Here is a 23,515-nt window from a genome sequence, read left to right on the forward strand (position 1 = left end):
ATGTATTTATTCGGTCATTATGCATGGTTGAGAGTATCGCTAAATGCTATGGTTCTGCAATAAATATAACAAGCAGTCGATAGAGGCTCACCTCGTCGGCTTTTTCATTGTGTATAGCGGAGAAATTCACGTGGCTGTATTTAATCATGTATCCTTTGACGAACATGAACAGGTTGTATTCTGTCATGATAAAGAAAGTGGCTTAAAGGCCATTGTCGCCATCCATAACACCAATCTAGGCCCTGCCGTAGGTGGATGTCGGATGTGGAACTACCAATCGGATGATGAAGCCCTGACGGACGTATTACGCCTTTCTCGTGGCATGACTTACAAAAACGCCCTCGCTGGTTTAACCATGGGCGGTGGGAAATCAGTGATCATTGCCGATCCTAAAAGACAGGATCGCGAAGCGCTATTCCGCGCTTTTGGCCGTTTTATCAATAGTCTAGGTGGCCGCTACTATTCAGCAGAAGATGTTGGTACTACTACGGCTGATATTATGATCGCCCATGAAGAAACCCCTTATATGGCGGGCCTTGAAGGCAAAAGTGGCGATCCATCGCCCTTCACAGCCCTTGGCACTTATTTAGGCATTAAAGCCGCAGTAAAACATAAATTCGGTTTAGACAGCCTGAAAGGCCTTAAAATCGCCGTTCAAGGCGTAGGTCACGTAGGCTACTATCTATGTAAACATTTACATGGCGAAGGCGCAGAGCTGATTGTTACTGACATTCATCAAGCCTCGTTAGACAGAGTTGCCACCGATTTTGGCGCAATAGTTGTGGCGCCTCAAGAAATCTACTCACAAGATGTGGATGTGTATGCCCCTTGTGCCCTTGGCGCAACCTTAAACGATGCGACCTTACCGCAACTGAAAGCCAAAATTGTTGCTGGCTGTGCCAACAACCAATTAGCCGAAGTACGCCACGGTGAACAACTCAAAGAAATGGGCATACTGTACGCGCCAGACTATGTGATCAACGCAGGCGGTATTATTAACGTGTCATTCGAAAAAGATTACGACGCAGCAAAATCGACCGCTAAAGTAGAAGAAATTTACAACACGTTGCTGAAAATATTCAGCCAAGCCGATGCGCAGAACCGTACAACTGGCGCTGTAGCTGATGAAATGGCTAAAGCCATTATCGAAGCCGCTAAGCAGTAATTGTTCTGCACGTCTAACACTGAAAAAGCGACCGTTGGTCGCTTTTTTGTTACCTAAAATTTAATCTACCCCTAAGCTCATGGTTTAGCCGCGCTTTTAATTTCGACACAGAATATTCATTAAATCACGCTGGAAAACGTCATATTTGTTTGCTTGAATTAGTCTATCAGGTCCCAGCACAGGATAGCGCTATGATCCGTTTCAAGTACGATCTCAACCAAGATGTGGTAGAACTGCAAGCCAGCAATTGGAGTGGTTTAGAGCGGGTCTTCGTTAATGGCCAGATGGTATCGCACAAGCTTAACTTTAAGCCTCAAAGTGAGCATACCATTCAGCTTAAAGACGGCGCACCATGCAAGTTTGAACTGCTTATCGATCCCCAAACCGATGAACTCATGTGCCGAATTTATAAGCAACATAGACTCGTCGCTAGCCTAAAACAAGGCAAAGAAAATTTATTAGCCAGCCGCCGTTATTTACAGCACTCAGTGATAGCCGTCAGCCTGCTTTGCGTCTTTGCACTTTACTTGAATTAATCAAACCAGTTTCATCCCGCAAAGTGAGGCATAGTGGGTGGGATTAAACTGGGAAAATGATTTAGATAACCACATACAGATAGAAGTAAAAACAGCTAAATCACAGTTTTCCTCCATACCCATTCCATTAGATTCAAAGCTTCAAGCCAAGCGGTTGATTTTATTCAATAGTAAAATGAATAGCTGTTGTTCATCTTCACTTAAATTTGACAGGAATTTTTCATTAACCCGCTCAGCTTCGCAGATAAGATCTTGCTCTAATGCTTTGGCTTCATCGGTCAAAAAGATTTGAAAAGCACGCCGATTATCGACTTCTTGATGGCGAGTAATAAGACCTTGCACCTGCAACTGATCGAGTAAGCGCGTCATAGTGTAATTTGCCACATCGCAACGCTTAGACAATTCAGTTTGGCTTATGCCCTCTTCTTGCCATAAAGCAAACAGCACAGGCCACAGTTTTATATCGAGTTGATATCGCTTAAGATGCAGATCAAGCTCATTTTGCAGCTCGATATTTAAGTGGGATACAAGATAGCCTAAGCTTTCATGACGATTCAAACAGCACCTCCTACCACAAAGGTTTAACGCGTTTTCACTTTCTCTATGCGCCATCATAGGAACCCAGAGTTAGTTTTAATACTACCACTTAACCCATAATAAACTAGCTAAGACCACAGCAAATGATGCGATTAATCTACGAGTTCATTCCTCATCTAGATCAGATAAATTGAATTCATTCACAAAATTATAGTAACAGGCCCGACCTAATTTGCCCCATAAACCGCGCTCAAGCGGCAAATAAACACTGTCATCGGTGAGCTTCATCTGTTTTATATCGACTTTGTGATGCTGTGTTTCAATACTGGTTCTTACATTGAGCAGCGAATGGGGTTGCGCTCGCTCGAAATCGACAATCAGTAAGGGGGCATCTTCAACCCGCACTCGCACCTTCTCCACTGGGGTAATTAAGAAATACTCATCATCGATGCAATGCAAAATACTGGCGAACAACTTAGCAAACTTTGCTGGTAGCGATGTGCCTAGATAGGTCCAATCACCCAAGGCGTTAATGTCAAATAATGGGACTTCACTGCACAATGGCGCAACCGAGGTTAGCCTACAATCGGCGGCGAATTGTTTGAGCGTGTGTTGAATACTGTCAGTCATCTTTTCCATCTAGGCCTCCGTCATCCATAAAAAACCAGCCTTGCGGCTGGCTTTAGTGTGACATTCAACACTTGGATATACCAGTGAGGATAATTACGGCCTTGCTGGTCAATTTAAGTAATAAGGACCATTACGCGTTTACTAACTCAAGTAAAGCCTCAAGTGGATGCTTTGGCTTGTAACCGGCAAAACGTTTTACCTGGCTACGGCACGAATAGCCAGACACTAACACTTGCGGCTGTGCTATCTTAGCGAGGGTTTGCTGCCAAGACATATCGAACAAGGCCTTAGAGCGCTCGAGGTTTTCCGCCTCATGGCCATAGGTTCCCGCCATACCACAACAACCTAAATTGACTGTATTTAATTTCGCACCGAAATGGGCAAAGATTTTAGTCCACTCATTAGCGGTATTTGGCTTGGCCGTCGATTCGGTACAATGACTAAACCAAGTATATTGCTTATCTTGCACCGCTTTTGCAGGTAAATCTTTGATGACATTCAGTAGCCATTCGTTGGCTAACTTGACCTCAAAATTACCGCGATTAGCCCCTAAGACTTCACGGTATTCATCGCGATAACATAAGACTAAAGCAGGATCGATGCCTACCATGGGCATGCCAAGCTTATGGACTTGGTTCAGAAAGTCCGCACTCGACTGCGCCGTTTTAGCAAATTTATCTAAGAAGCCTTTAATATGCGTTGGCTTACCATTGGGTTTAAAGGGTAATAACACAGGTTTTAAACCCAGTTTTTCAATTAACTGAATAAAGCGATAAACAAGACCGGAATCATAGAAACTGTTGAAGGGATCTTGCACCACTAACACAAACTGCGAACGCTTCTCTTCTGGAATCGCTTGCAACGCAGCTAAGTCGTAACCGCGGCTTAGATGCCCATCGAGCCTTTGCTTCAAGGTCGGCACAGATAACGCAGGCGCATCCACATAACCAATCGCCTTTTTAATCACCCATTGGCTCAATGGATTTTGCGCTGCAAAGTTAGTCAGACGCGGCGCAGAAGCCATTAATGGCAAGCTATCTTCAATCCCTGCGACAAGATAGTCTTTTACAGGCCTTAAATAGCGTTGATAGTAAATATTGAAGAACTGCGCCCTAAACTTGGGCACATCCACTTTGACCGGACATTGCCCTGAGCAGGCTTTACAGGCCAAACAGCCCTTGAGCGATTCCATCACCTCATGGGAATAATCATAATCACGTTTGGCATTAATGGTATTTTGTATGCGCTGCAATATACCAAAGGGTTTCGCTTTAGCGAGTGCATTCACATCCACTCCTTCAGCCTCTAATAATCTTAACCATTCACGCATAAGACCAGCGCGCCCCTTGGGCGACTGCACTCTGTCACCTGTGACCTTAAATGAGGGGCACATGGGTGAATAGCTACTGTAATTAAAACACAGGCCATTCCCGTTACAGTTCATTACATCAGGAAATGCATCACGTACATCAACAGGGATTTGTCTATCAAACTTACCACGCTTAACACTGTCGACATCATAATAGAGGGCACCAGTATCTTTAGGTGCCACCAGCTTACCGGGATTTAATCGGTTGTCAGGGTCGAACAAACCTTTGATATCTTGCAGCACACCAAAAAGTTCATCGCCAAAGACTGCTGGACCGTATTCACCGCGCACGCCTTTACCGTGTTCACCCCACATTAGGCCGCCGTATTTAAGCGTCAGTGCCGCGACTTGATCAGAAATGACTCGCAGTAACTTTTCATCTTCAACATCACACATATCAAGTGCAGGTCGCACATGGAGCACACCCGCGTCCACATGGCCAAACATACCGTATTGCAAATTATACCCGTCGAGTAACGCGCGAAACTCCATAATATAATCGGCAAGTTTTTCGGGCGGTACCGCGGTATCTTCTGCAAAGGCGATGGGCTTACGGCGTCCTTTAGTGGCGCCGAGTAAGCCAACGGCTTTTTTACGCATGCCGTAAATTTTTTCAATACTCGGCTTATCTTGCGTCACTTGGTAACCCAATACACCGCATTCACCTTTGCTGATCTGCTCAGAGAGTACCGCTTCAAGACTGGCGAGCTTTTGCTCAACTTCGACCGTGTCACCTGCAAACTCGACCATATTGAGACCATCAATCACTTTACCTGGCACTTCTTGGATAAGATCAGCCACCGAATGCCAGACAATATCTTCACGGGCTAAGTTAAGCACTTTTGAATCGACAGTTTCAACCACAGTCGCGCGCGCAGCGACTAAGGACGGCGCATGACGCAGCGCCGATTGGAAAGAATCGTACTTAATATTTACCATAGCGCGCTCGGTCGGCAATGGCGTGATATTGAGTTTGGCTTCGGTTATCACCGCAAGTGTGCCCTCTGAGCCCGTCAGAATTCGTGATAAATCGAATTGCGTTAGGCCTTCGTTCCACACATGTTTTAAGTCATAACCCGTGAGAAAACGGTTGAGCTTAGGAAATTGGCTTTCGATAAGTGTTCGCTTTTCTCGACAAACCTTTGCAATGGCCGAAATCAGCTTTTGCCCCAGCGGATTATCACTGACGTTATCGGGGTTACACAAAAGCCCTGCATCCAATGGCTGGGTATCCAACACACTGCCATCAATCAACACACTTCGTAATGCCAGTACGTGATCTGATGTCTTACCATAGACGAGTGAGCCCGCACCCGAGGCATCAGTGTTGATCATACCGCCAATCGTGGCACGATTTGAGGTGGATAAATCGGGACTAAAAAAATAACCGTGTGGGCGCAATGCATCATTAAGTGCATCTTTAATCACGCCAGCCTCAACTCGAACCCAACCTTGCTCAGCATTCACTTCGAGCACACGATTCATATAACGCGACACATCCAAAATCAGACCATGGGTCAATGACTGACCATTCGTACCTGTACCACCACCTCGAGCGCTAAAACTGACTCCTCGGAATGCTTCTTTAGCCGCCAGCGTTAACGCAATTTGGATATCCTGCTGATTTTTAGGATAAAGAACTGCCTGGGGTAAAAATTGATAGACGGAGTTATCCGTAGCTTGCACTAAGCGCGCACTGTAGCGCTTATCGATATCACCGGCATAGGCACTTTGTTCTAAAGCATCAAGATATGCCAGATAGACAGGTTCTAAGGTTTGTTGATGTGATAGCAGGGGTAGCATGAGCAGCTCAGTCAATTATTGTTATGGCGTCATTATAAACAAAAAAAAGCCGCTAAAAAGCGGCTTTTTTTATATGTTTACAAAATTATAACGAAGATCACCCGTGAGCTTCAGCTAAATATAGCCATGTATCAATTACGGTGTCAGGATTAAGTGACACAGTATCAATGCCCTGCTCCACTAACCAACCAGCAAAATCAGCATGATCTGATGGGCCTTGACCGCATATACCAATATAAGCACCTTTCGCTTTAGCTGCTTTAATCGCCATCGATAATAATATCTTAACAGCTTGATCACGCTCATCGAACAGGTGGCTAATAATGCCTGAGTCACGATCTAAACCGAGCGTTAGCTGAGTTAAATCGTTTGAGCCGATAGAGAAGCCATCGAAGTGTTCAAGGAATTGATCTGCTAACAAGGCGTTTGAAGGTACTTCACACATCATAATGACGCGTAAACCGTCTTTACCACGCTCTAAACCTTGCTCAGCCAATAGACCTACAACTTGCTCAGCTTCTTTCACAGTGCGAACGAATGGGATCATAACTTCAACATTTTTCAGTCCCATGTCATTACGGACACGTTTGATAGCTTCACATTCTAGGGCAAAACAATCACGGAAAGATTCAGAGATATAACGGCTTGCACCGCGGAAGCCCAACATTGGGTTTTCTTCTTCTGGCTCGTATCTGTCACCGCCAACTAAGTTTGCGTACTCGTTAGACTTAAAGTCTGACATACGCACGATCACCTTCTTCGGATAGAAAGCTGAACCGATAGAGGCGATACCTTCAACCAAACGAGCAATGTAGAATTCAACAGGAGATTCATAACCTGCGATCATCTCGTTGATTTCTTCCTGAAGCGCTGCATCTTGTTGGTTAAACTCAAGCAGTGCTTTGGGGTGAATACCAATCATACGGTTGATAATGAACTCTAAACGCGCTAGACCCACACCTTCGTTTGGCAAACGGGCAAAATCAAATGCACGATCAGGATTACCCACGTTCATCATAATCTTCATTGGTAAGGCTGGCAGTGAGTCAACGCGGTTTGAAATCACTTCAAACTCTTGTTTACCTTCGTAAATAAAGCCAGTATCACCTTCTGCGCAAGACACTGTCACTAACTGGCCATTTTTGATACGGTCAGTCACGTCACCACAACCTACTACCGCTGGTACACCTAGTTCACGGGCAATAATCGCCGCATGACAGGTACGACCGCCACGGTTAGTGACGATGGCGCTGGCGCGCTTCATGATAGGTTCCCAATCAGGGTCGGTCATATCAGTTACTAACACATCGCCGGGTTGGATTTGATCCATATCCGCGATAGAGGTTAATACCTTAGCCACACCTGAACCCACTTTATGACCAATAGCACGACCTTCAGAGATCACAGCGCCACGGCTCTTTAAGTGATAACGCTCAATCAGTTGCACATCTTCACGGCTACGAACCGTTTCAGGACGCGCTTGCACGATATACAGTTTGCCATCGTTACCGTCTTTCGCCCACTCGATGTCCATTGGACGACCGTAGTGTTTTTCGATAACCATGGCTTGTTTAGCCAGTTCCATCACTTCAGCATCATTGATGGAGAATTGACGACGTTTATCGGCAGCAACGTCCTCAATTTTGACTTGTTTGCCGTGAGCAGCATCATCGGAATACACCATCTGGATGAGCTTGCTACCGATATTACGGCGAACAACGGCTTTATGGCCTTGGGATAAAATCGGTTTGTGAACATAGAATTCGTCAGGGTTTACCGCGCCTTGAACGACCATTTCACCCAGACCGAAAGAGGAAGTGATAAAGACGACATCGTTGTTGCCAGATTCAGTGTCCATAGTGAACATCACGCCTGACGCCGCTTTGTCTGAACGAACCATGCGTTGTACGCCGGCAGACAGGGCAACACCGTGGTGTTCGTAACCTTGGTGAACACGGTAAGAAATCGCACGGTCGTTAAAGAGTGACGCGAACACGTGCTTGATAGCCACGAGAACGGAGTCAAATCCTTTCACGTTTAAGAAGGTTTCTTGCTGACCAGCAAAAGAGGCATCTGGCATGTCTTCTGCGGTGGCAGAAGAACGTACTGCAAATGACGCATCGCTAGTTTCAGCGGCAAGTTTATCGTAAGCTTCACGAATGGCTTGCTCTAAAGCTGGTTGGAATGGGGTGTCAATCACCCATTGTCTGATCTGTGCACCTACTTTTGCCAGTGCATTGACATCATCTACATCCAATGTGGCTAGGATGTCATAAATCTTCTGGTTTACTCCACTTTGTTCAAGGAACTCATTGAACGCATAAGAAGTAGTCGCAAATCCGCCAGGTACTTGAACACCGGCATTAGCTAGATTGCTGATCATCTCGCCAAGAGAAGCATTTTTACCGCCAACTAAGTTGACGTCACCCATGCCTAATTCCTGATACCAGAGTACGTATTGCTGCACAGTTCTATCTCCGCAAGTTTATTTCAGTGGCCCCTTCACACGAGGGCAACGGCATTTTACACTCCTGCCGAAGAAGCGTAAATCTATAATTTTATTTGTAATTTTATTACTACAAGAGGTCAGTATGGCACCAAAAGTATTCTACATCTCCGACGGGACAGCGATCACAGCTGAAGTTTTTGGACATGCAGTTCTCTCGCAATTTCCATTAGAATTTGAGTCACTTACAATTCCATTCGTAGAAACTTTGGCAAAGGCAGAACAAGTTAAGCGACAAATAAATGATTGTTTTATTACAACAGGTGAACGGCCATTAGTCTTCCATTCCATCGTAAAAGCTGAAATTCGCGACATTATTTATTCGAGCGAAGGCGTTGATTATGATTTTTTAAATACCTTTGTGGCCCCACTCGAACAACATTTAGGTGTTTCAGCTTCACCTGTTGTACACAGAACCCATGGCAAAGCAAATCACGGCTATGAAGCACGTATCGATGCGATCAATTTCGCCATGGATAATGACGATGGCCAAACCATGAAACATATGGATCAAGCGGATTTAATTTTGCTGGGGGTTTCTCGCTGCGGTAAAACCCCGTCTAGCTTATATTTATCGATGCAATTTGGTATTAAAGCGGCAAACTACCCTTTCACTGAAGATGATATGGATAATCTCAAATTACCTGAAGCCCTTAAACGTAATAAGAAAAAACTCTTTGGTTTAACCATTGATCCTGTACGTTTGCATGAAATTCGCCAGAGTCGAATGGAAAATAGCCGTTATTCATCACTCAAGCAGTGCCGCTTAGAAGTTAAAGAAGTGGAAATGATGTTTAAACGCGAACGTATTCCTTATATAGACACGACTAATCATTCTGTGGAAGAAATAGCCACAAAAATATTAGATGTCACAGGCCTTGAACGGCATATGTTCTAGGGCTGTAAAGCCAAATACCGTGAGATAAACCGAGTGAATTTAGTTTAAATGAATCTAGCTTAAATCAAATTCATTGCACAGTTGCCGAGAATTAACGCAATTGCCACTGTGCAACTCGGTTCGATTCGTTATAATCCGAGGCAATCTGGCGAAAAGCGCCGCCTGCAAGCTCGGTATTTTGAATGACCATTAAAACTGACGAATTACGTACAACCTTATTAGCTAAAGTCATCTCACCTGCACAACTGGCATCTGAGTATCCCTTAACTCAAGATGCAGCCGATTACCTTATCCAACAACGTCGTGAAGTTGAAGCGATTATCACAGGCGAGGATCAACGTCTGCTCGTGATCATTGGCCCATGTTCAATCCATGATACAAAAGCAGCGCTTGAATACGCCCACCGTTTAGCCGCTTTGCATCAAGAGTTGAAAGACGATTTGTGTATTCTAATGCGCGTGTATTTTGAAAAACCCCGCACAATTGTTGGCTGGAAAGGACTCATTTCAGATCCTGATCTTGATGGCACTTTTGAGCCTAACAAAGGGTTGCGTATTGCACGCCAATTATTACAACAAATCACAGAACTGAAATTACCCATAGCCACCGAGTTTTTAGATATGGTGAACGGCCAATATATAGCCGATTTAATCACTTGGGGCGCCATTGGTGCCCGCACCACGGAAAGCCAAGTCCACCGTGAAATGGCTTCTGCCCTATCTTGCCCAGTAGGATTTAAAAATGGTACCGACGGCAATATCAATATTGCCGTTGATGCTGTGCGCGCTGCTAAAGTGCCCCATATCTTCTATTCACCAGACAAAGATGGCGCCATGTCTGTATACCGCACCCACGGTAATCCGTTTGGACATATCATTCTTCGCGGCGGTAAAAAACCTAATTATCACGCTCAAGATATTGAAGAAGCACGTTTAAAGTTAGAGTCAGTAGATGTCACTCCGCGTATGGTCGTGGATTTTAGCCACGGAAACAGTGAAAAAAATCATCTCAAGCAGTTAATTGTAGCGGAGTCGATCATGGCACAAATGCGGGCGGGCAGTACCGCTATCGCGGGTATCATGGCCGAAAGTTTCTTACAAGAAGGCAATCAAAAAGTGGTTGACGGCCAAGCCCTATGTTACGGCAAAAGTATCACTGACGCCTGCTTACACTGGGATGACTCTGAAAAGCTATTACGGGATCTCGCCAATGCTTCTCGGGAAAGACGTGAATTACTAATGTTAGATGGACAATAAATCACTAAACAGTTTCAACACAAAGCTTCCTTCGGGGAGCTTTTTTATTAAATAGCAGAATCTCTATTGTTATAACCTCAGTGGTTTCTATGATTCAGGGATAAAACTCTCTATAATTTTGCCTCTTTAAAAACGCATAACCTCAGGTTGCCGTATGCCCAATTCACCCGATGCTGCTAGTCCAAGTTTCCCCGATGATATCGCACACAGAATTAATCAATCCGAAGCCCGTGTCATTAAGGCCGTTTTTCCTTCCATCACCAACCATCACAATACCTTATTTGGTGGTGAAGCATTAGCATGGATGGATGAAACTGCCTTTATTGCGGCCACCCGCTTCTGCCGAAAAGCACTCGTCACAGTAAGCTCAGACAGAATTGATTTTAAAAAGCCGATCCCCGCTGGCACACTAGCGGAACTTATCGCCCGAGTGATCCATGTGGGGAATACCTCGTTAAAAGTCGAGGTAAACATCTTCGTTGAAGATATGTACCATGATCATCGAGAGCATGCTATTCGCGGAGTATTCACCTTTGTTGCGGTAGACGAACAACGAAATCCCACACAAGTTTGGACTAAAGAATAATATTTAAGCAATAACCTAGCGTACTTGAGCCGCTAAAATAAGCACAGTTTCACACTCAAGTACGCGACATTTTTCGCGCCAGAATATCTAGACTCCATTATAACAACCAGAAACATATAAAAATTTTGTCGCAGTTCTTGCATAAAGCAATAGGATCCCTGATTACTTTTCTGTTACATTGGATTTAATCTTCACGCGCCACATAGATAATCAAAAAAGCCATGAAGCAAGAAAACTTAAATATTATTATCGCAGATGATCATCCATTGTTCAGAAATGCACTACGTCAAGCATTGACCAGTGCCTTTGAGCAAGCCAAATGGTATGAAGCCGACAGTGCCGAAGCCTTACAAACGGTTTTGGATACACATGATGTAAGCTACGACTTGGTTTTACTCGACTTACAAATGCCCGGCTCACACGGCTATTCGACATTGATCCATTTACGTTCTCACTATCCTGAGCTTCCCGTTGTGGTGATTTCTGCCCATGAGGATATCAATACAATTAGCCGAGCAATCCATTACGGCAGCAGTGGGTTTATTCCTAAATCTGCATCGATGGAAACGCTAAAAGAAGCGCTGAGTGCCGTATTGTTTGGGGATATTTGGTTACCTGCTGGTGCTGAAATCATTCCCATTGAAGATGATGATATCGATAAAATGGCAAGTAAACTGTCGGATCTGACTCCACAGCAATATAAAGTGCTGCAAATGTTTGCCGAAGGTTTACTCAATAAACAAATCGCCTATGACTTAGGTGTATCTGAAGCGACCATTAAGGCCCATGCCACCGCTATCTTCAGAAAATTAGGCGTTCGTAACCGTACTCAAGCGGTTATTGCTCTAGCCCAGTTAGAAATGGATAAAGTCGATTTATCTTAATGTTTAAATCCATTTAAGAATCGTATCCATAAAAATGCCGCTGATATCAGCGGCATTTTTTACATCTCCAAAAGAGAAAATATCAACGCATTGGTAGATTTTTATCAGCAAACATTTCATCGATAAGCTGCTGATCGCGCAGAGCAACCGCTTTCTCAACCACATCGCGAGTCAAATGTGGCGCAAAGTGCTGAATAAAGTCATACATATAACTACGTAAGAAGCTCCCCTTTCTAAAACCTATTTTCGTTGTACTATGAGCAAATAAATGGCCCGCATCAATGGCAACTAAGTCTTTATCAATATTAGGATCAATAGCCATAGACGCTATCACTCCAACGCCTAACCCTAATCGCACATAAGTTTTCAGCACATCGGCACTGGTGGCGCTAAAAACCACTCGCGGCTCTAAATTGGCACGATTAAATGCCTTTTCTATTTCTGAAGCACGGTCAAAACCAAATACATAGGTGACTAAAGGATACCGCGCTAGGTCTTCAATCGTCATTTTTTGCGTACGCGTAGCCAAAGGATGCTCTTTTGGCACGACTACTGAGCGATTCCAATGGTAACAAGGCAACATAATCAGATCGGAATACAAGTGCATCGCTTCTGTTGCTATCGCAAAATCCGCATCGCCTCGTGCAGCTTGCTCACTTATTTGTGATGGTGTCCCTTGATGCATATGCAAGTTCACTTTGGGGTAACGATCAATAAACTGGCGAATAATCGTTGGCAATGCATAACGGGCCTGAGTATCTGTCGTCGCAATATTTAACTCACCTTGATCCGGCTTAGTATATTCTTCAGACACTTTTTTAATGCTTTCTACTTTGCCTAAAATGTCGTTAGCGATATTAATTACCTGCTGCCCAGCGGGGGTAACATGGGTTAAATGCTTACCACTACGACCAAAAATTTGGATCCCTAACTCATCCTCCAGCATCCGAACTTGTTTACTGATCCCAGGTTGAGATGTGTACAAATTTTCAGCGGTTGCCGACACGTTGAGATTGTGTTTTACGACCTCAGCAATATACCTGAGCTGTTGCAGTTTCATTTTATATCCTTGTCTCAAATACGCTGAATATTGTTGAACACTGAGCACCTAAATCACACTCAGCTATAATGAATTGTTATAGTATATAGTAAAAATTAAAGCAAATAGGAATATAGAACATAACCCTGAAGATTCATACGACAGAAATGATAACCTAGGCTAAGATAACTATGCTAGTTTATTGATTTATTGTAGCATTAGCTCAATTGAATAAATAATGGAACATCTATGACATTCACCTTTGTTCTGATCCTCATCGGTGCACTTTTACTGCTTGTTATCGGAATTAACGTTATACAACAACAAAAAGAGCGCGCTGAGGCGGAGCGCCGCATTGAATTTGCCCGTCAAAGGGCCATTATTGATGAAACAGAAACGGTACTATCCAATACAGGGATGATACCTTGCAGTACACACATCATTCTGGTGCTGTACCGCCGAGTGCAAGATGCATTAGAGATCGCAACTACCCTAAGCGCAAACCAGCAACAGGGGGATTATCAACGCCGCCTTGCCGATCTCAAAAACCAAATTGCAACATTGCAATCTAACACACCTCAAGTCCCTCCCATTGAGAATTTTAGATTGCCCGATAATGACAAACAAATTTTAGCGCTAGTGCAAACCTTAAAGAAATTAAAAGCCATTTTACGCGCGGAACACAATAAGGGAAGAGTCGATCCGAGTGTATTTGCCCAAGAAGAAAATCGCATTGATAGCTTACAACTTAGGATCAATGTTGACTCTATGTTGTCCCGCGCTCGGGCAGCAAGCTTTATGAAGCAATATGGGTCTTCCAAACAAATGGTCACTAAAGCCTTAGCAACATTACACGCTATTAAAGCTCAAACCCCTAATGATCCATTTATTGGTCGTAAAGTTGATGAAGCAAAGCTCTTGCTAGATGAGATTATGGGCGCACAAAAACAATCAGAGCCAAGCTCACCAAAACCTAAAAACGAAGAAGACGATATTGATATGTTATTTCAGCCGAAAAAGAAGTGGTAACATTGCCTTCAGCGTTTATGTTCAACACATCACTTACGACAAATTAATAAAAACAAAAAGGCCAAGCTTCAATAGCTTGGCCTTTTTTACAACTCGATAAGCTCACGCAACCATTAAATTTTAGCTAATCAAGCATACTCACACGACACAACTTGCAAATATGCTTTATCTAAAAAATTAATCAATTACGCTTTTTTACTTTTTTTAGCCGTTGACTCACTCACCCACTTACCATTGATGTAATGCGCAGACCAGCCTGTCGCTTTACCGTCAACTTCAGTAGCAACGTATTGCTCTTTTGTTTTACGGCTAAATTTCACAGCAGCCTTATTGCCCTCGTCATCACAGATTGGCGCATCTGCAAGGTACTGGTACTTAGGCCACAGCAATTCACGGTATTTCACCAATTCTTCCACTAATGGCGCTCTCGTTTCCCGTGATTTAGGGAAAGTACTGGCCGCTAAGAAGATACCTGCGGCACCATCACGTAAGACAAAATGCGCGTCAGATTTGCTGCATTTGAGCTCTGGTAAGTAAATGGGATCTTCTTTTGGCGGCGCTGCCTCACCATTTTTCAGTAACTTACGAGTATTTTTACATTCTTCGTTAGTACAGCCAAAATATTTACCAAAACGACCATTCTTTAATTCCATATCATGGCCACAGCGATCACACTCAATCAATGGGCCTTCATAACCTTTGATCTTAAATTGGCCTTCTTCAACCTCATAACCTTCACAAATCGGATTGTTACCGCAAACGTGTAACTTACGCTTCTCATCGATCAGGTAACTGTCCATTGCCGTGCCGCAGATACCACAGCGGTGCTTCGCACGCAATGCATCTGTTTCAGCATCTTCACTATTTTCGCTAATCGCCTCAACACCAGGCGTTAAGTTCATCGTCGTCTTACAGCGTTCTTTGGGGGGCAACTCATAACCAGAACAACCAAGGAAAACACCAGTTGTACCAGTACGGATCCCCATAGGACGACCACAAGTTGGGCACTTGATATCCGTCATCACCATTTGGTTAAGACGCATGCCACCTTCTTCAGGATCACGCTCCGCTTTTTCTAATTGCTTAGTAAAGTCAGCATAGAAACCATCAAGCACTTTTTTCCAATCTAATTCGCCGCGAGCCACATCATCTAATGTTTGCTCCATGCTGGCGGTAAAGTCATAACTCATTAAATCAGCAAAACTACTGACTAATCGTTCACTGACAATTTCACCCATTTTTTCGGCATAGAAACGACGATTCTCGACTTTTACATAACCACGATCTTGAATCGTTGAAATGATGGTTGCATAGGTTGATGGGCGGCCAATGCCACGTTTTTCTAATTCTTTAACTAAAGAAGCTTCACTGTATCGTGCTGGCGGCTTAGTAAAATGTTGTTTAGGCTGTAACTCTTTCAACGCTAATACATCGCCCTGTGACACGAATGGCAATGTATTATCTTCTTCATTTTTCTTCTTGAGCACGGTTTGTACCCGTGTCCAACCATCAAAACGCAGCGTTCGTCCCGTGGCTTTTAATTCGTAATCGCCCGCTTTCACCGTTAATTTGGTTGCATCATATTGTGCTGGTGTCATCTGACAAGAAACAAACTGACGCCAAATAAGCTCATACAAACGCTGAGCGTCACGCTCCATATCGGTTAGATCTGTGGCCTCTACGTGGACATTTGATGGACGAATCGCCTCATGAGCCTCTTGTGCCCCTTCCTTTGAACCATAACGAATAGGTTCTGCAGGTAGATATTTGGCACCAAATGCTTTACCAATCATATCACGCACACTTTCGAGTGCTTCTTGGCTCAAATTGGTTGAGTCAGTACGCATATAAGTGATATGGCCTGCTTCATAAAGTCGCTGAGCCATCATCATGGTTTTCTTAACACCAAACCCTAAACGGGTACTCGCAGCCTGCTGCAAAGTTGAGGTGATAAAAGGGGCTGAAGGTTTACTTTGTGTCGCTTTATCTTCGCGGGAAATGACTTTAAAGCTCGCTGAAGATAAAGCCTGCACGGCAGCTAATGCTTGTTGCTCATTGATGGGTTCAAAAGCTGAATCTAAATGCTTAACCACTTCCATCCGCAGCGATTCTTCTGCGGGTGTAGTTAACTGGGCATGTACATCCCAAAATTCTTCTGGCACAAAGGCTTTGATTTCACTTTCTCGCTCAACCACTAAGCGAACTGCGACGGATTGGACTCGACCCGCTGACAAGCCTCGCGCCACCTTTTTCCATAAGAGTGGTGACACCATAAAGCCCACCACACGGTCTAAAAAGCGGCGGGCTTGTTGGGCATTAACCATGTTAGTGTCGAGTGTCGACGGTTTGCTAAAAGCATCTTGAATCGCAGACTTAGTAATTTCGTTAAAAACAACACGTTGATACCGTGAAGGATCACCACCAATCACCTCTTGCAAATGCCAGGCGATAGCTTCTCCCTCACGGTCTAAGTCGGTTGCGAGATAGATTTGGTCAGCAGAATCGGCAAGTGCCTGTAACTCTTTAACGACCTTTTCTTTACCTGGCAAAATTTGGTACTTAGCCGCCCAGCCCTTTTCAGGGTTAACGCCCATGCGAGACACCAGCGCTTGCTGATCCTTCACCTTTTTATATTGAGCTTTTTCTTCTGGCGACATCTTCTTAACTTCGGCAGCAGATTTAACCTTTTCATTGCCTTCTGAAGTCGATGATGTCGGCAGATCTCGGATGTGACCTACGCTCGATTTAACGATGAATTCTTTGCCAAGATATTTATTAATAGTCTTAGCTTTGGCCGGTGATTCGACAATAACTAGCGATTTACCCATAGTTTAATTTGCGCCAAAAATCTCAAGAAGGTGGAAATTGGCACCATATATAGAGGGTTGTACTCTTAGTTTCAAGTTAATCCCTCTTTTATATGTACCAGCGAGTCACTTTTTAATCAAAGTTGAAAAAATGTAAAAATATAATATGCGTAATTAAAAACTAATATTTCATTATTTGCCAGCAAGCAAGAAATAGTTATGCATTTATCGTCAAAAAGTCGCTTTGAGCACAAAACCGTCCGCTTGTGTGCTCGAAAAGCTTCAGTATACTGGGTTCCCTCAGGGACCAGATGAACAAATAATAACTTCCCTATCACAAGGATAAGCAATGAAGCACTTTGAAGCGAATTTTGATGGACTCGTTGGACCAACACACAATTACGCAGGGTTATCATTTGGCAATGTCGCCTCACTCAGCAACGCTGCTTTAGTTTCTAACCCCAAAGCTGCAGCTAAACAAGGACTTCAAAAAGCCAAAGCACTGGCCGATATGGGCATAGTTCAAGGCATGTTAGCCCCTCAAGAGCGCCCAGACCTTTACACATTGCGCCGAATTGGATTTTCTGGCTCTGATGCTAATGTATTAAAACAAGCAGCAAAAGAAGCACCAATATTGCTTAATGCCTGTTGCAGCGCCTCCAGCATGTGGACGGCGAATGCGGCAACGGTTTCACCCAGTGCAGATACACGTGACGGCAAACTGCATTTCACCCCAGCAAATTTAGTCGATAAACTGCATCGCAGTATAGAGCCTTTGACAACGGGGCGCATATTAACAGCAACTTTCAGTGATCCCCACTATTTTCATCACCATAGTCACTTACCTGAGCATAATAGCTTCGGAGATGAGGGCGCCGCAAACCACACTCGCCTCTGCAAAGAGTATGGTCATGCAGGTGTTGAACTGTTTGTTTATGGACAAGAAGCCACTAATCCCAACGCGCCTAAACCGCAAAAATATCCAGCTAGACAGACTTTAGAAGCATCGATGGCTGTGGCTCGTTTACATCAGCTTGAAGACGATAATTGTGTCTTCATTCAACAAAATCCTGATGTGATTGATCAAGGCGTATTCCATAACGATGTTATCGCTGTCGGTAACCAAAATGTGTTGTTCTACCACGAGCAAGCATTTTTAAATACCCAACAGAAAATTGATGAAATTAAACGCAAGCTCGACACTGAACTGTATTTTATTGAAGTGCCAACAGCAAAAGTGACAATTCAAGATGCGGTGAAAAGTTATTTATTCAATACGCAAATTATCACTCTTGCCTCAGGCGAAATGGCCATTATTGCCCCAACAGATTGCCAAGAAAACCCTGCGGTACTTGCTTATTTAAATGAATTACTGACACTAAACACGCCGATTAAACAAGTGCTTTATTTCGATGTAAAACAAAGCATGCAAAATGGAGGGGGACCAGCATGCCTTCGTTTACGGGTTGCGATGAATGAAAAAGAAATAACGGCAGTCAATCAACATACTCTGCTCAATGATGCCTTATTCAACCGCTTAAACACTTGGATAGAAAAACATTATAGAGACAGATTAACGACCCAAGATTTAGCTGACCCACAGTTAATTATTGAATCACGCACGGCACTAGATGAACTTTCTCAGATCATGAAACTTGGCAGCGTCTACCAATTCCAGAAATAGCGTTGTGCTTTAAAACAATCCAAACAAGGTGCCAATAGCACCTTGTTTTTAGCGCATCGAGCTATCTCACAAGAATAGGAATATTTAATACCTCCGTTGTTGTTCCAGCAATATCCCCTCCCTGCGCATCTTTTACACCCGGAGTGGTAACTGTGACGATTAGATTTCCTGAATCAGCTTGATCGCCACCTTTTAAGCTAACCACAAACTGACGGCCACCGTTATAATTTGTACTCGGCCATGTGTAACTCGTTGAACTTGTCACCGTCGCGCCCGTTGCTTTAAAGTTCACCACAGTTCCAGCAGGCATTTGTTGATTATTGATATCAGCAATAGTAAACATCACGGAGGCAGTGCCTTTAATCGCAATATCAATCTGCCCATTATTGGGAATAGCATCGGCAATTAAGGTATTTTCAGCACGAGTGGCAATCGCATCACTTCCTGACATCACTAATACAAGTGAGCGGCGTACGGAGATGGATGCTTGCGGACTGCATTTGACTGATGCCGCAGCGGAATTGTCACATAACACACCACTGTACTCTCCGTCGGCTAAATCAAAGACACCTTGTCCTGTCGGGTTAACTGGGTCAATAAAATCGGTAAAAGTCTCACGATCACCAGAAGTATCCGTTGAACCATTCTTTGGATATTTAGGTGTATAAATACCATCTTCATTATGATCAACAAATGCCTCAGTAAGATCATAACAATCCCCACTATTATCACGACCACAATTCGTAGGAGTTCCCACAAATAAACTAAACTCACTATCAGTATCGAGAATGTTGTTACTGTTTAAATCAGGAAATGACTCCTCACCAATAGCAGTGGCAGTAATAGTCACCCTACCGCCATAGGGCTGACCAAAATAATTTCCCAGATATGTTTTACTGGCAAAATTGGTCTCGGCTCTAAGCATTGCATTAGGATCTTGGTTCTGATTGCCATTTGCATCAAAAAGTGGTCCATTACCATCAACCCCCACAGGACGAGGTTGCTGGCTTGTCCATACCACGGAACAAACCCCTTTTTGTGTTTGGCAAGAACTCTCTATCGAACCACCCTCAGCAGTAAATACTACAGCGGTTCCATCAGGTACAGGGTTATTAAAGGCATCGGCTAGACGGGCTGTAATAGTGACCTTAGCGCCGTCATAATTCCAACCTTCAACATTAAAAACGGAAGCTGAGAGTGAAAAACTGTCTTGATCTGGTTTACCTGTCGAAACAACAAGTACATTGGATTGACTGGAAATTAATGGGTTAGTCCCATCAATACTTGCCGTAACCCTTACCGTTGTGGCAACGGTGCCGGAATTAACCACTGTTTGTACATACCCTTGATTGTTTGATGTTGCGGTGTCGGGGGTTAACGTCAATCCAGCTGAATTATTATTCAATTTAAAACTGACCGCTTTATTTGCGACTGGATTATTGTTGGTATCTAACACCCTAAAACGTAAAGTAGAAGACTCATTGATTCCAGTCCCTTTAATACCAATATGTTCGGGCGTGGCATCAACAAAAACGACACTCCCTGCACTTGCTGACAACACTGTAATGCTACCCGTCGCTGACAAATTTTTGCCACCCACATCCGCGGTCACCGTAATATTGTCAATACCCACACATCCTTTGGCAAGATATGTACTTGTAGCCTGCCCACCCACCGCGGTCACGGGGCTACTAATTATTGCTTCAGGGCTGGCTTTATTTGAACAGGTTGAAGCAAAACGAACATCCACTGGCTCAGTAAACGCTTTCCCCTGATCATCTTGTAATAAGATTGAAATAGTTGCAGTCCCTCCTGCTGATAAGGTTAATGCACTCACATCAGCCTTACCCGAAACAAAAGGCGAGCCACTTCCCATTAACACATTGGTAGCACCCACAACAAAAACTTGCTCCCCTACCTCACCCGTACTTAATGACGCAGTTGCAGTCCCCGCACCCGGTGTACTACCTGCATATAAATTAACGCTCGCTTTACCATTGAGATCAGTAATGGCCGTCTTGACGGGCAAATCACCAATTGTGGAATCAAAAGTCACTATCACGGTTTTAGTGAGTCCGGTCACCGTTGCCGACAATATGCCAGGCGTTGTCGATGTAATGCTATTAATTGAATTTCCTGCAGCGTCGGTTAGCTTTAATGTCACTTGAGGGCCACCTCCAGCATTACCGCCGTCTCCTTTCATCATAAAAGGGATCGTTCCAGACTCACCTGATGACACTTTTGCAGTAATAACACCGCCTCCTGCTTTTTGCGCTGTGAGCAATTTAAGAGATGCAACCCCATTTGCATCAGTCACAACCGCACCGTTAGATGCCGTATCCTCTAGCGTTTGAAAAACACCCAATGCACTATCATCAAGGGTGAACGTGACCAGTTTATTAGCAAGAACGCCTAACTTAGAATCAACAACTTTCGCACTCACTGTCGCAGGTGTAGCAGCTGAAATATTAGTATTTGAAATAGTAAGACTGACGGTAATGACGCCTGGTGTTGGGGTTGAGCCACCACCATCATCGGAAATACTGCCCCCACCACCACAGGCAACGAAGAAAAGTGAACATAATCCTACAAGAAAAACCTTATACACTGACTTCATTGTCAGGCTCCCTGTTGCTTAGATGATAATACTAACTAGATGCCTATAATCTATAGAGTAAAAACACACAAATTTCACCAAAATTATACATTTTTACATCTATTTATTTTTATAAAAAACATATTTAACATTTGGCATCATTTCATCTTCTGCATTTTCTTGTTAGGCTTGTGAACGCCAAAAAATAGAAAGTACAAAAAACATACAGGAACCCCCATGGCAACCTCGCTTAAAAGTAAACTCGGTCTCACAAGCAAAATTCTGTTAGGTATGGCAAGTGGTATTCTCTTTGGACTTTTGCTTCGTAGCGCTTTCCCTGAAAGTGTGTTTGTGAAAGATTATATAACCGAAGGTTTTTTGCATGTTATCGGCACTATTTTTATCTCTAGTTTAAAAATGTTAGTGGTACCTTTAGTGTTTATCTCTCTCGTTTGTGGGACATGCTCACTCAGTGAACCATCAAAACTCGGCCGTTTAGGTGGCAAAACATTAGCCTTTTACTTATTTACAACTGCAATTGCTTTAACTATCGCAATTATCAGTGCAGTGATTGTTCATCCAGGTAACGCATCGTTAGCTACAGAAAAAATGCACTATGTTGCTAAGGATGCACCTGGATTAGCTGATGTATTAATTAGCATAGTGCCAACCAATCCGATGCAAGCAATGAGTGAAGGGAATATGCTGCAAATTATTATATTTGCAGTGATTTTCGGATTTGCTATTGCGCATATTGGTGAGCGAGGTAAGCGAGTTGCCGTATTATTTGAAGATTTAAATGAAGTGATAATGCGCGTCGTTACCTTAATTATGCAGTTAGCACCTTACGGTGTATTTGCGCTGATGGGAAAACTCGCATTAACCTTAGGTCTTGAGACTTTTGGAAGTGTAGTAAAATACTTCTTTGTAGTACTCGTTGTATTATTAGTCCATGCCTTTGTTGTCTACCCAATGTTACTCAAGCTTCTCTCGGGGCTAAACCCGCTTATCTTTATTCGCAAAATGCGCGATGTGCAGCTTTTTGCATTTTCAACGGCAAGTTCAAATGCAACCCTACCGATTACAATTGAAGCTTCTGAACACAGATTAGGTGTCGATAATAAAATAGCCTCTTTCACTCTCCCCCTTGGTGCAACCATCAATATGGATGGCACCGCAATTATGCAAGGTGTCGCCACGGTATTTATCGCCCAAGTGTTTGGAATTGAATTAACACTGACCGATTATGCCGCCGTTGTAGTCACAGCAACTCTGGCATCTATCGGCACGGCAGGAGTACCTGGTGTCGGTCTTATTATGCTGGCCATGGCTCTCAATCAAGTGGGTTTACCTGTAGAAGGTATCGCATTGATCATTGGTGTTGACCGCTTACTCGATATGGTGCGTACCGCCGTTAACGTTACCGGTGATTGTGTCGCCACTGTTGTGATAGCTAAATCTGAAGGCGAATTTAATGAAACTGTGTTTAATAACACTCAAGCAGGGAAAGTTGCACGAAGCTTTGATGAACAAGTACACCTACTGGATAATTCAAAAATCTAGCTCCTGTTTAGCATATGACTCCTAATAAAAACGCCACATCACTGTGGCGTTTTTATTTATGTGCCAGTCATGCATGATATCCATAAGTGTGAACATACGGGTAGAATGAAACTTCATTTCTCGCTACATTAGTTAAATTTTTAATTTCAGCATAATGGAGAAACAACATGTGGTGGAGAAGCATTTGGATAATTGTCGCTTATTGGTTACTGAGTGCCCATTTCCTACGATATGACCAGCTATATTTAGCAGGTGCATTTGCGCTAGCACCACTTGGCATATATCTTAAACACAGCCTCATCATACGGTTATTACAAGTCATTCTATTTGTCAGTATTTTTTCAGTTTGGGGTGTTACCGCTATTGATGCAATACAAATACGAATGGCTCACGGTACACCTTGGATAAGATTAGCGGTAATTATGGGGGCTGTAATGCTGTTTACCTTTGGTGCAATTTTCTGCTTTAACGGTATATTGCGATTAAGGAGACAAAAATCCTATTGGGGCACTTCCTCTATTCATTAACATTGCGCACTCAAATCTCTTTTTAATACATTCTATTTAGTGTTTATTTTAATCAATGATTAACCTCGGTCAGCCTAGGTTAAGTTCATCTTAGATAGGA

17 protein-coding genes are annotated in these 23,515 nt (G+C 43.5%); 10 read left to right on the plus strand and 7 right to left on the minus strand.

Annotated features, from left to right (window positions below; all coding sequences use genetic code 11):
* Window positions 1-130: 130 nt before the first annotated feature.
* Window positions 131-1,165 (plus strand): Glu/Leu/Phe/Val dehydrogenase dimerization domain-containing protein, encoded by a 1,035-nt coding sequence (locus tag JEZ96_RS10900; protein WP_128090067.1) that lies wholly within the window; start codon window positions 131-133, stop codon window positions 1,163-1,165.
* A gap of 191 nt (window positions 1,166-1,356) precedes the next feature.
* Window positions 1,357-1,701, plus strand: coding sequence for a hypothetical protein (locus tag JEZ96_RS10905; RefSeq protein ID WP_011789104.1), 345 nt, complete (start codon window positions 1,357-1,359; stop codon window positions 1,699-1,701).
* A 141-nt stretch (window positions 1,702-1,842) separates the two neighbouring features.
* On the opposite strand, the gene JEZ96_RS10910 is transcribed toward JEZ96_RS10905, so the two are convergent.
* The 4 genes from JEZ96_RS10910 to ppsA all read right to left on the minus strand — a co-directional run bounded on the left by JEZ96_RS10910 (window position 1,843) and on the right by ppsA (window position 8,507).
* A complete protein-coding gene (locus JEZ96_RS10910) occupies window positions 1,843-2,259 on the minus strand; it encodes a MarR family winged helix-turn-helix transcriptional regulator (protein WP_014610720.1) in 417 nt (138 codons plus the stop codon).
* 144 nt (window positions 2,260-2,403) lie between these two features.
* Entirely contained in the window at window positions 2,404-2,877 is a 474-nt protein-coding gene (locus tag JEZ96_RS10915) for a DUF1285 domain-containing protein (protein ID WP_011919435.1), read from the minus strand.
* Window positions 2,878-2,998: 121 nt separating this feature from the next.
* Window positions 2,999-6,040 (minus strand): D-2-hydroxyglutarate dehydrogenase YdiJ, encoded by a 3,042-nt coding sequence (ydiJ, locus tag JEZ96_RS10920; RefSeq protein WP_025007798.1) that lies wholly within the window; start codon window positions 6,038-6,040, stop codon window positions 2,999-3,001.
* A 97-nt stretch (window positions 6,041-6,137) separates the two neighbouring features.
* Entirely contained in the window at window positions 6,138-8,507 is a 2,370-nt protein-coding gene (gene ppsA, locus JEZ96_RS10925; protein ID WP_011789099.1) for a phosphoenolpyruvate synthase, read from the minus strand.
* Between the two features lie 124 nt (window positions 8,508-8,631).
* On the opposite strand from ppsA, the gene ppsR reads away from it, so the two are divergent.
* The 4 genes from ppsR to JEZ96_RS10945 all read left to right on the plus strand — a co-directional run bounded on the left by ppsR (window position 8,632) and on the right by JEZ96_RS10945 (window position 12,170).
* Window positions 8,632-9,444: a posphoenolpyruvate synthetase regulatory kinase/phosphorylase PpsR gene (gene ppsR, locus JEZ96_RS10930; protein WP_011789098.1), complete on the plus strand. Its 813-nt coding sequence runs from the start codon at window positions 8,632-8,634 to the stop codon at window positions 9,442-9,444.
* A 182-nt stretch (window positions 9,445-9,626) separates the two neighbouring features.
* Window positions 9,627-10,700, plus strand: coding sequence for a 3-deoxy-7-phosphoheptulonate synthase (locus JEZ96_RS10935; protein WP_025007797.1), 1,074 nt, complete (start codon window positions 9,627-9,629; stop codon window positions 10,698-10,700).
* A 154-nt stretch (window positions 10,701-10,854) separates the two neighbouring features.
* Complete coding sequence (locus JEZ96_RS10940) at window positions 10,855-11,286, plus strand: acyl-CoA thioesterase (RefSeq protein ID WP_011789096.1); 432 nt, start codon at window positions 10,855-10,857, stop codon at window positions 11,284-11,286.
* Window positions 11,287-11,507: 221 nt separating this feature from the next.
* Window positions 11,508-12,170 (plus strand): response regulator transcription factor, encoded by a 663-nt coding sequence (locus JEZ96_RS10945; RefSeq protein WP_011789095.1) that lies wholly within the window; start codon window positions 11,508-11,510, stop codon window positions 12,168-12,170.
* Window positions 12,171-12,252: 82 nt separating this feature from the next.
* On the opposite strand, the gene cysB is transcribed toward JEZ96_RS10945, so the two are convergent.
* The gene (cysB, locus tag JEZ96_RS10950) at window positions 12,253-13,230 is read right to left on the minus strand and encodes an HTH-type transcriptional regulator CysB (RefSeq protein ID WP_011789094.1); all 978 of its coding nucleotides are present in this window, start codon (window positions 13,228-13,230) and stop codon (window positions 12,253-12,255) included.
* Between the two features lie 228 nt (window positions 13,231-13,458).
* Between cysB and zomB the strand changes: the two genes are divergently transcribed.
* On the plus strand, window positions 13,459-14,238 hold the full coding sequence (gene zomB, locus JEZ96_RS10955) for a flagellar motor control protein ZomB (protein ID WP_011789093.1): 780 nt from the start codon (window positions 13,459-13,461) through the stop codon (window positions 14,236-14,238).
* Between the two features lie 185 nt (window positions 14,239-14,423).
* Here zomB and topA read toward each other — a convergent pair whose 3' ends face one another.
* Window positions 14,424-17,066 carry a type I DNA topoisomerase gene (gene topA / locus JEZ96_RS10960; RefSeq protein WP_011789092.1) on the minus strand — a complete coding sequence of 881 codons (2,643 nt, stop codon included), beginning with the start codon at window positions 17,064-17,066 and terminating at the stop codon, window positions 14,424-14,426.
* 328 nt (window positions 17,067-17,394) lie between these two features.
* On the opposite strand from topA, the gene astB reads away from it, so the two are divergent.
* The gene (gene astB / locus JEZ96_RS10965) at window positions 17,395-18,729 is read left to right on the plus strand and encodes an N-succinylarginine dihydrolase (RefSeq protein ID WP_061783428.1); all 1,335 of its coding nucleotides are present in this window, start codon (window positions 17,395-17,397) and stop codon (window positions 18,727-18,729) included.
* A 61-nt stretch (window positions 18,730-18,790) separates the two neighbouring features.
* On the opposite strand, the gene JEZ96_RS10970 is transcribed toward astB, so the two are convergent.
* Window positions 18,791-21,346, minus strand: coding sequence for an Ig-like domain-containing protein (locus JEZ96_RS10970; protein ID WP_011919440.1), 2,556 nt, complete (start codon window positions 21,344-21,346; stop codon window positions 18,791-18,793).
* Window positions 21,347-21,562: 216 nt separating this feature from the next.
* On the opposite strand from JEZ96_RS10970, the gene JEZ96_RS10975 reads away from it, so the two are divergent.
* Entirely contained in the window at window positions 21,563-22,888 is a 1,326-nt protein-coding gene (locus tag JEZ96_RS10975; RefSeq protein WP_128090066.1) for a dicarboxylate/amino acid:cation symporter, read from the plus strand.
* Between the two features lie 167 nt (window positions 22,889-23,055).
* Window positions 23,056-23,415: a hypothetical protein gene (locus JEZ96_RS10980; protein WP_011789088.1), complete on the plus strand. Its 360-nt coding sequence runs from the start codon at window positions 23,056-23,058 to the stop codon at window positions 23,413-23,415.
* Window positions 23,416-23,515: the final 100 nt, after the last annotated feature.

Origin of the sequence: Shewanella putrefaciens (assembly GCF_016406325.1) — a bacterium.
GTDB classification, from domain to species: domain Bacteria; phylum Pseudomonadota; class Gammaproteobacteria; order Enterobacterales; family Shewanellaceae; genus Shewanella; species Shewanella putrefaciens.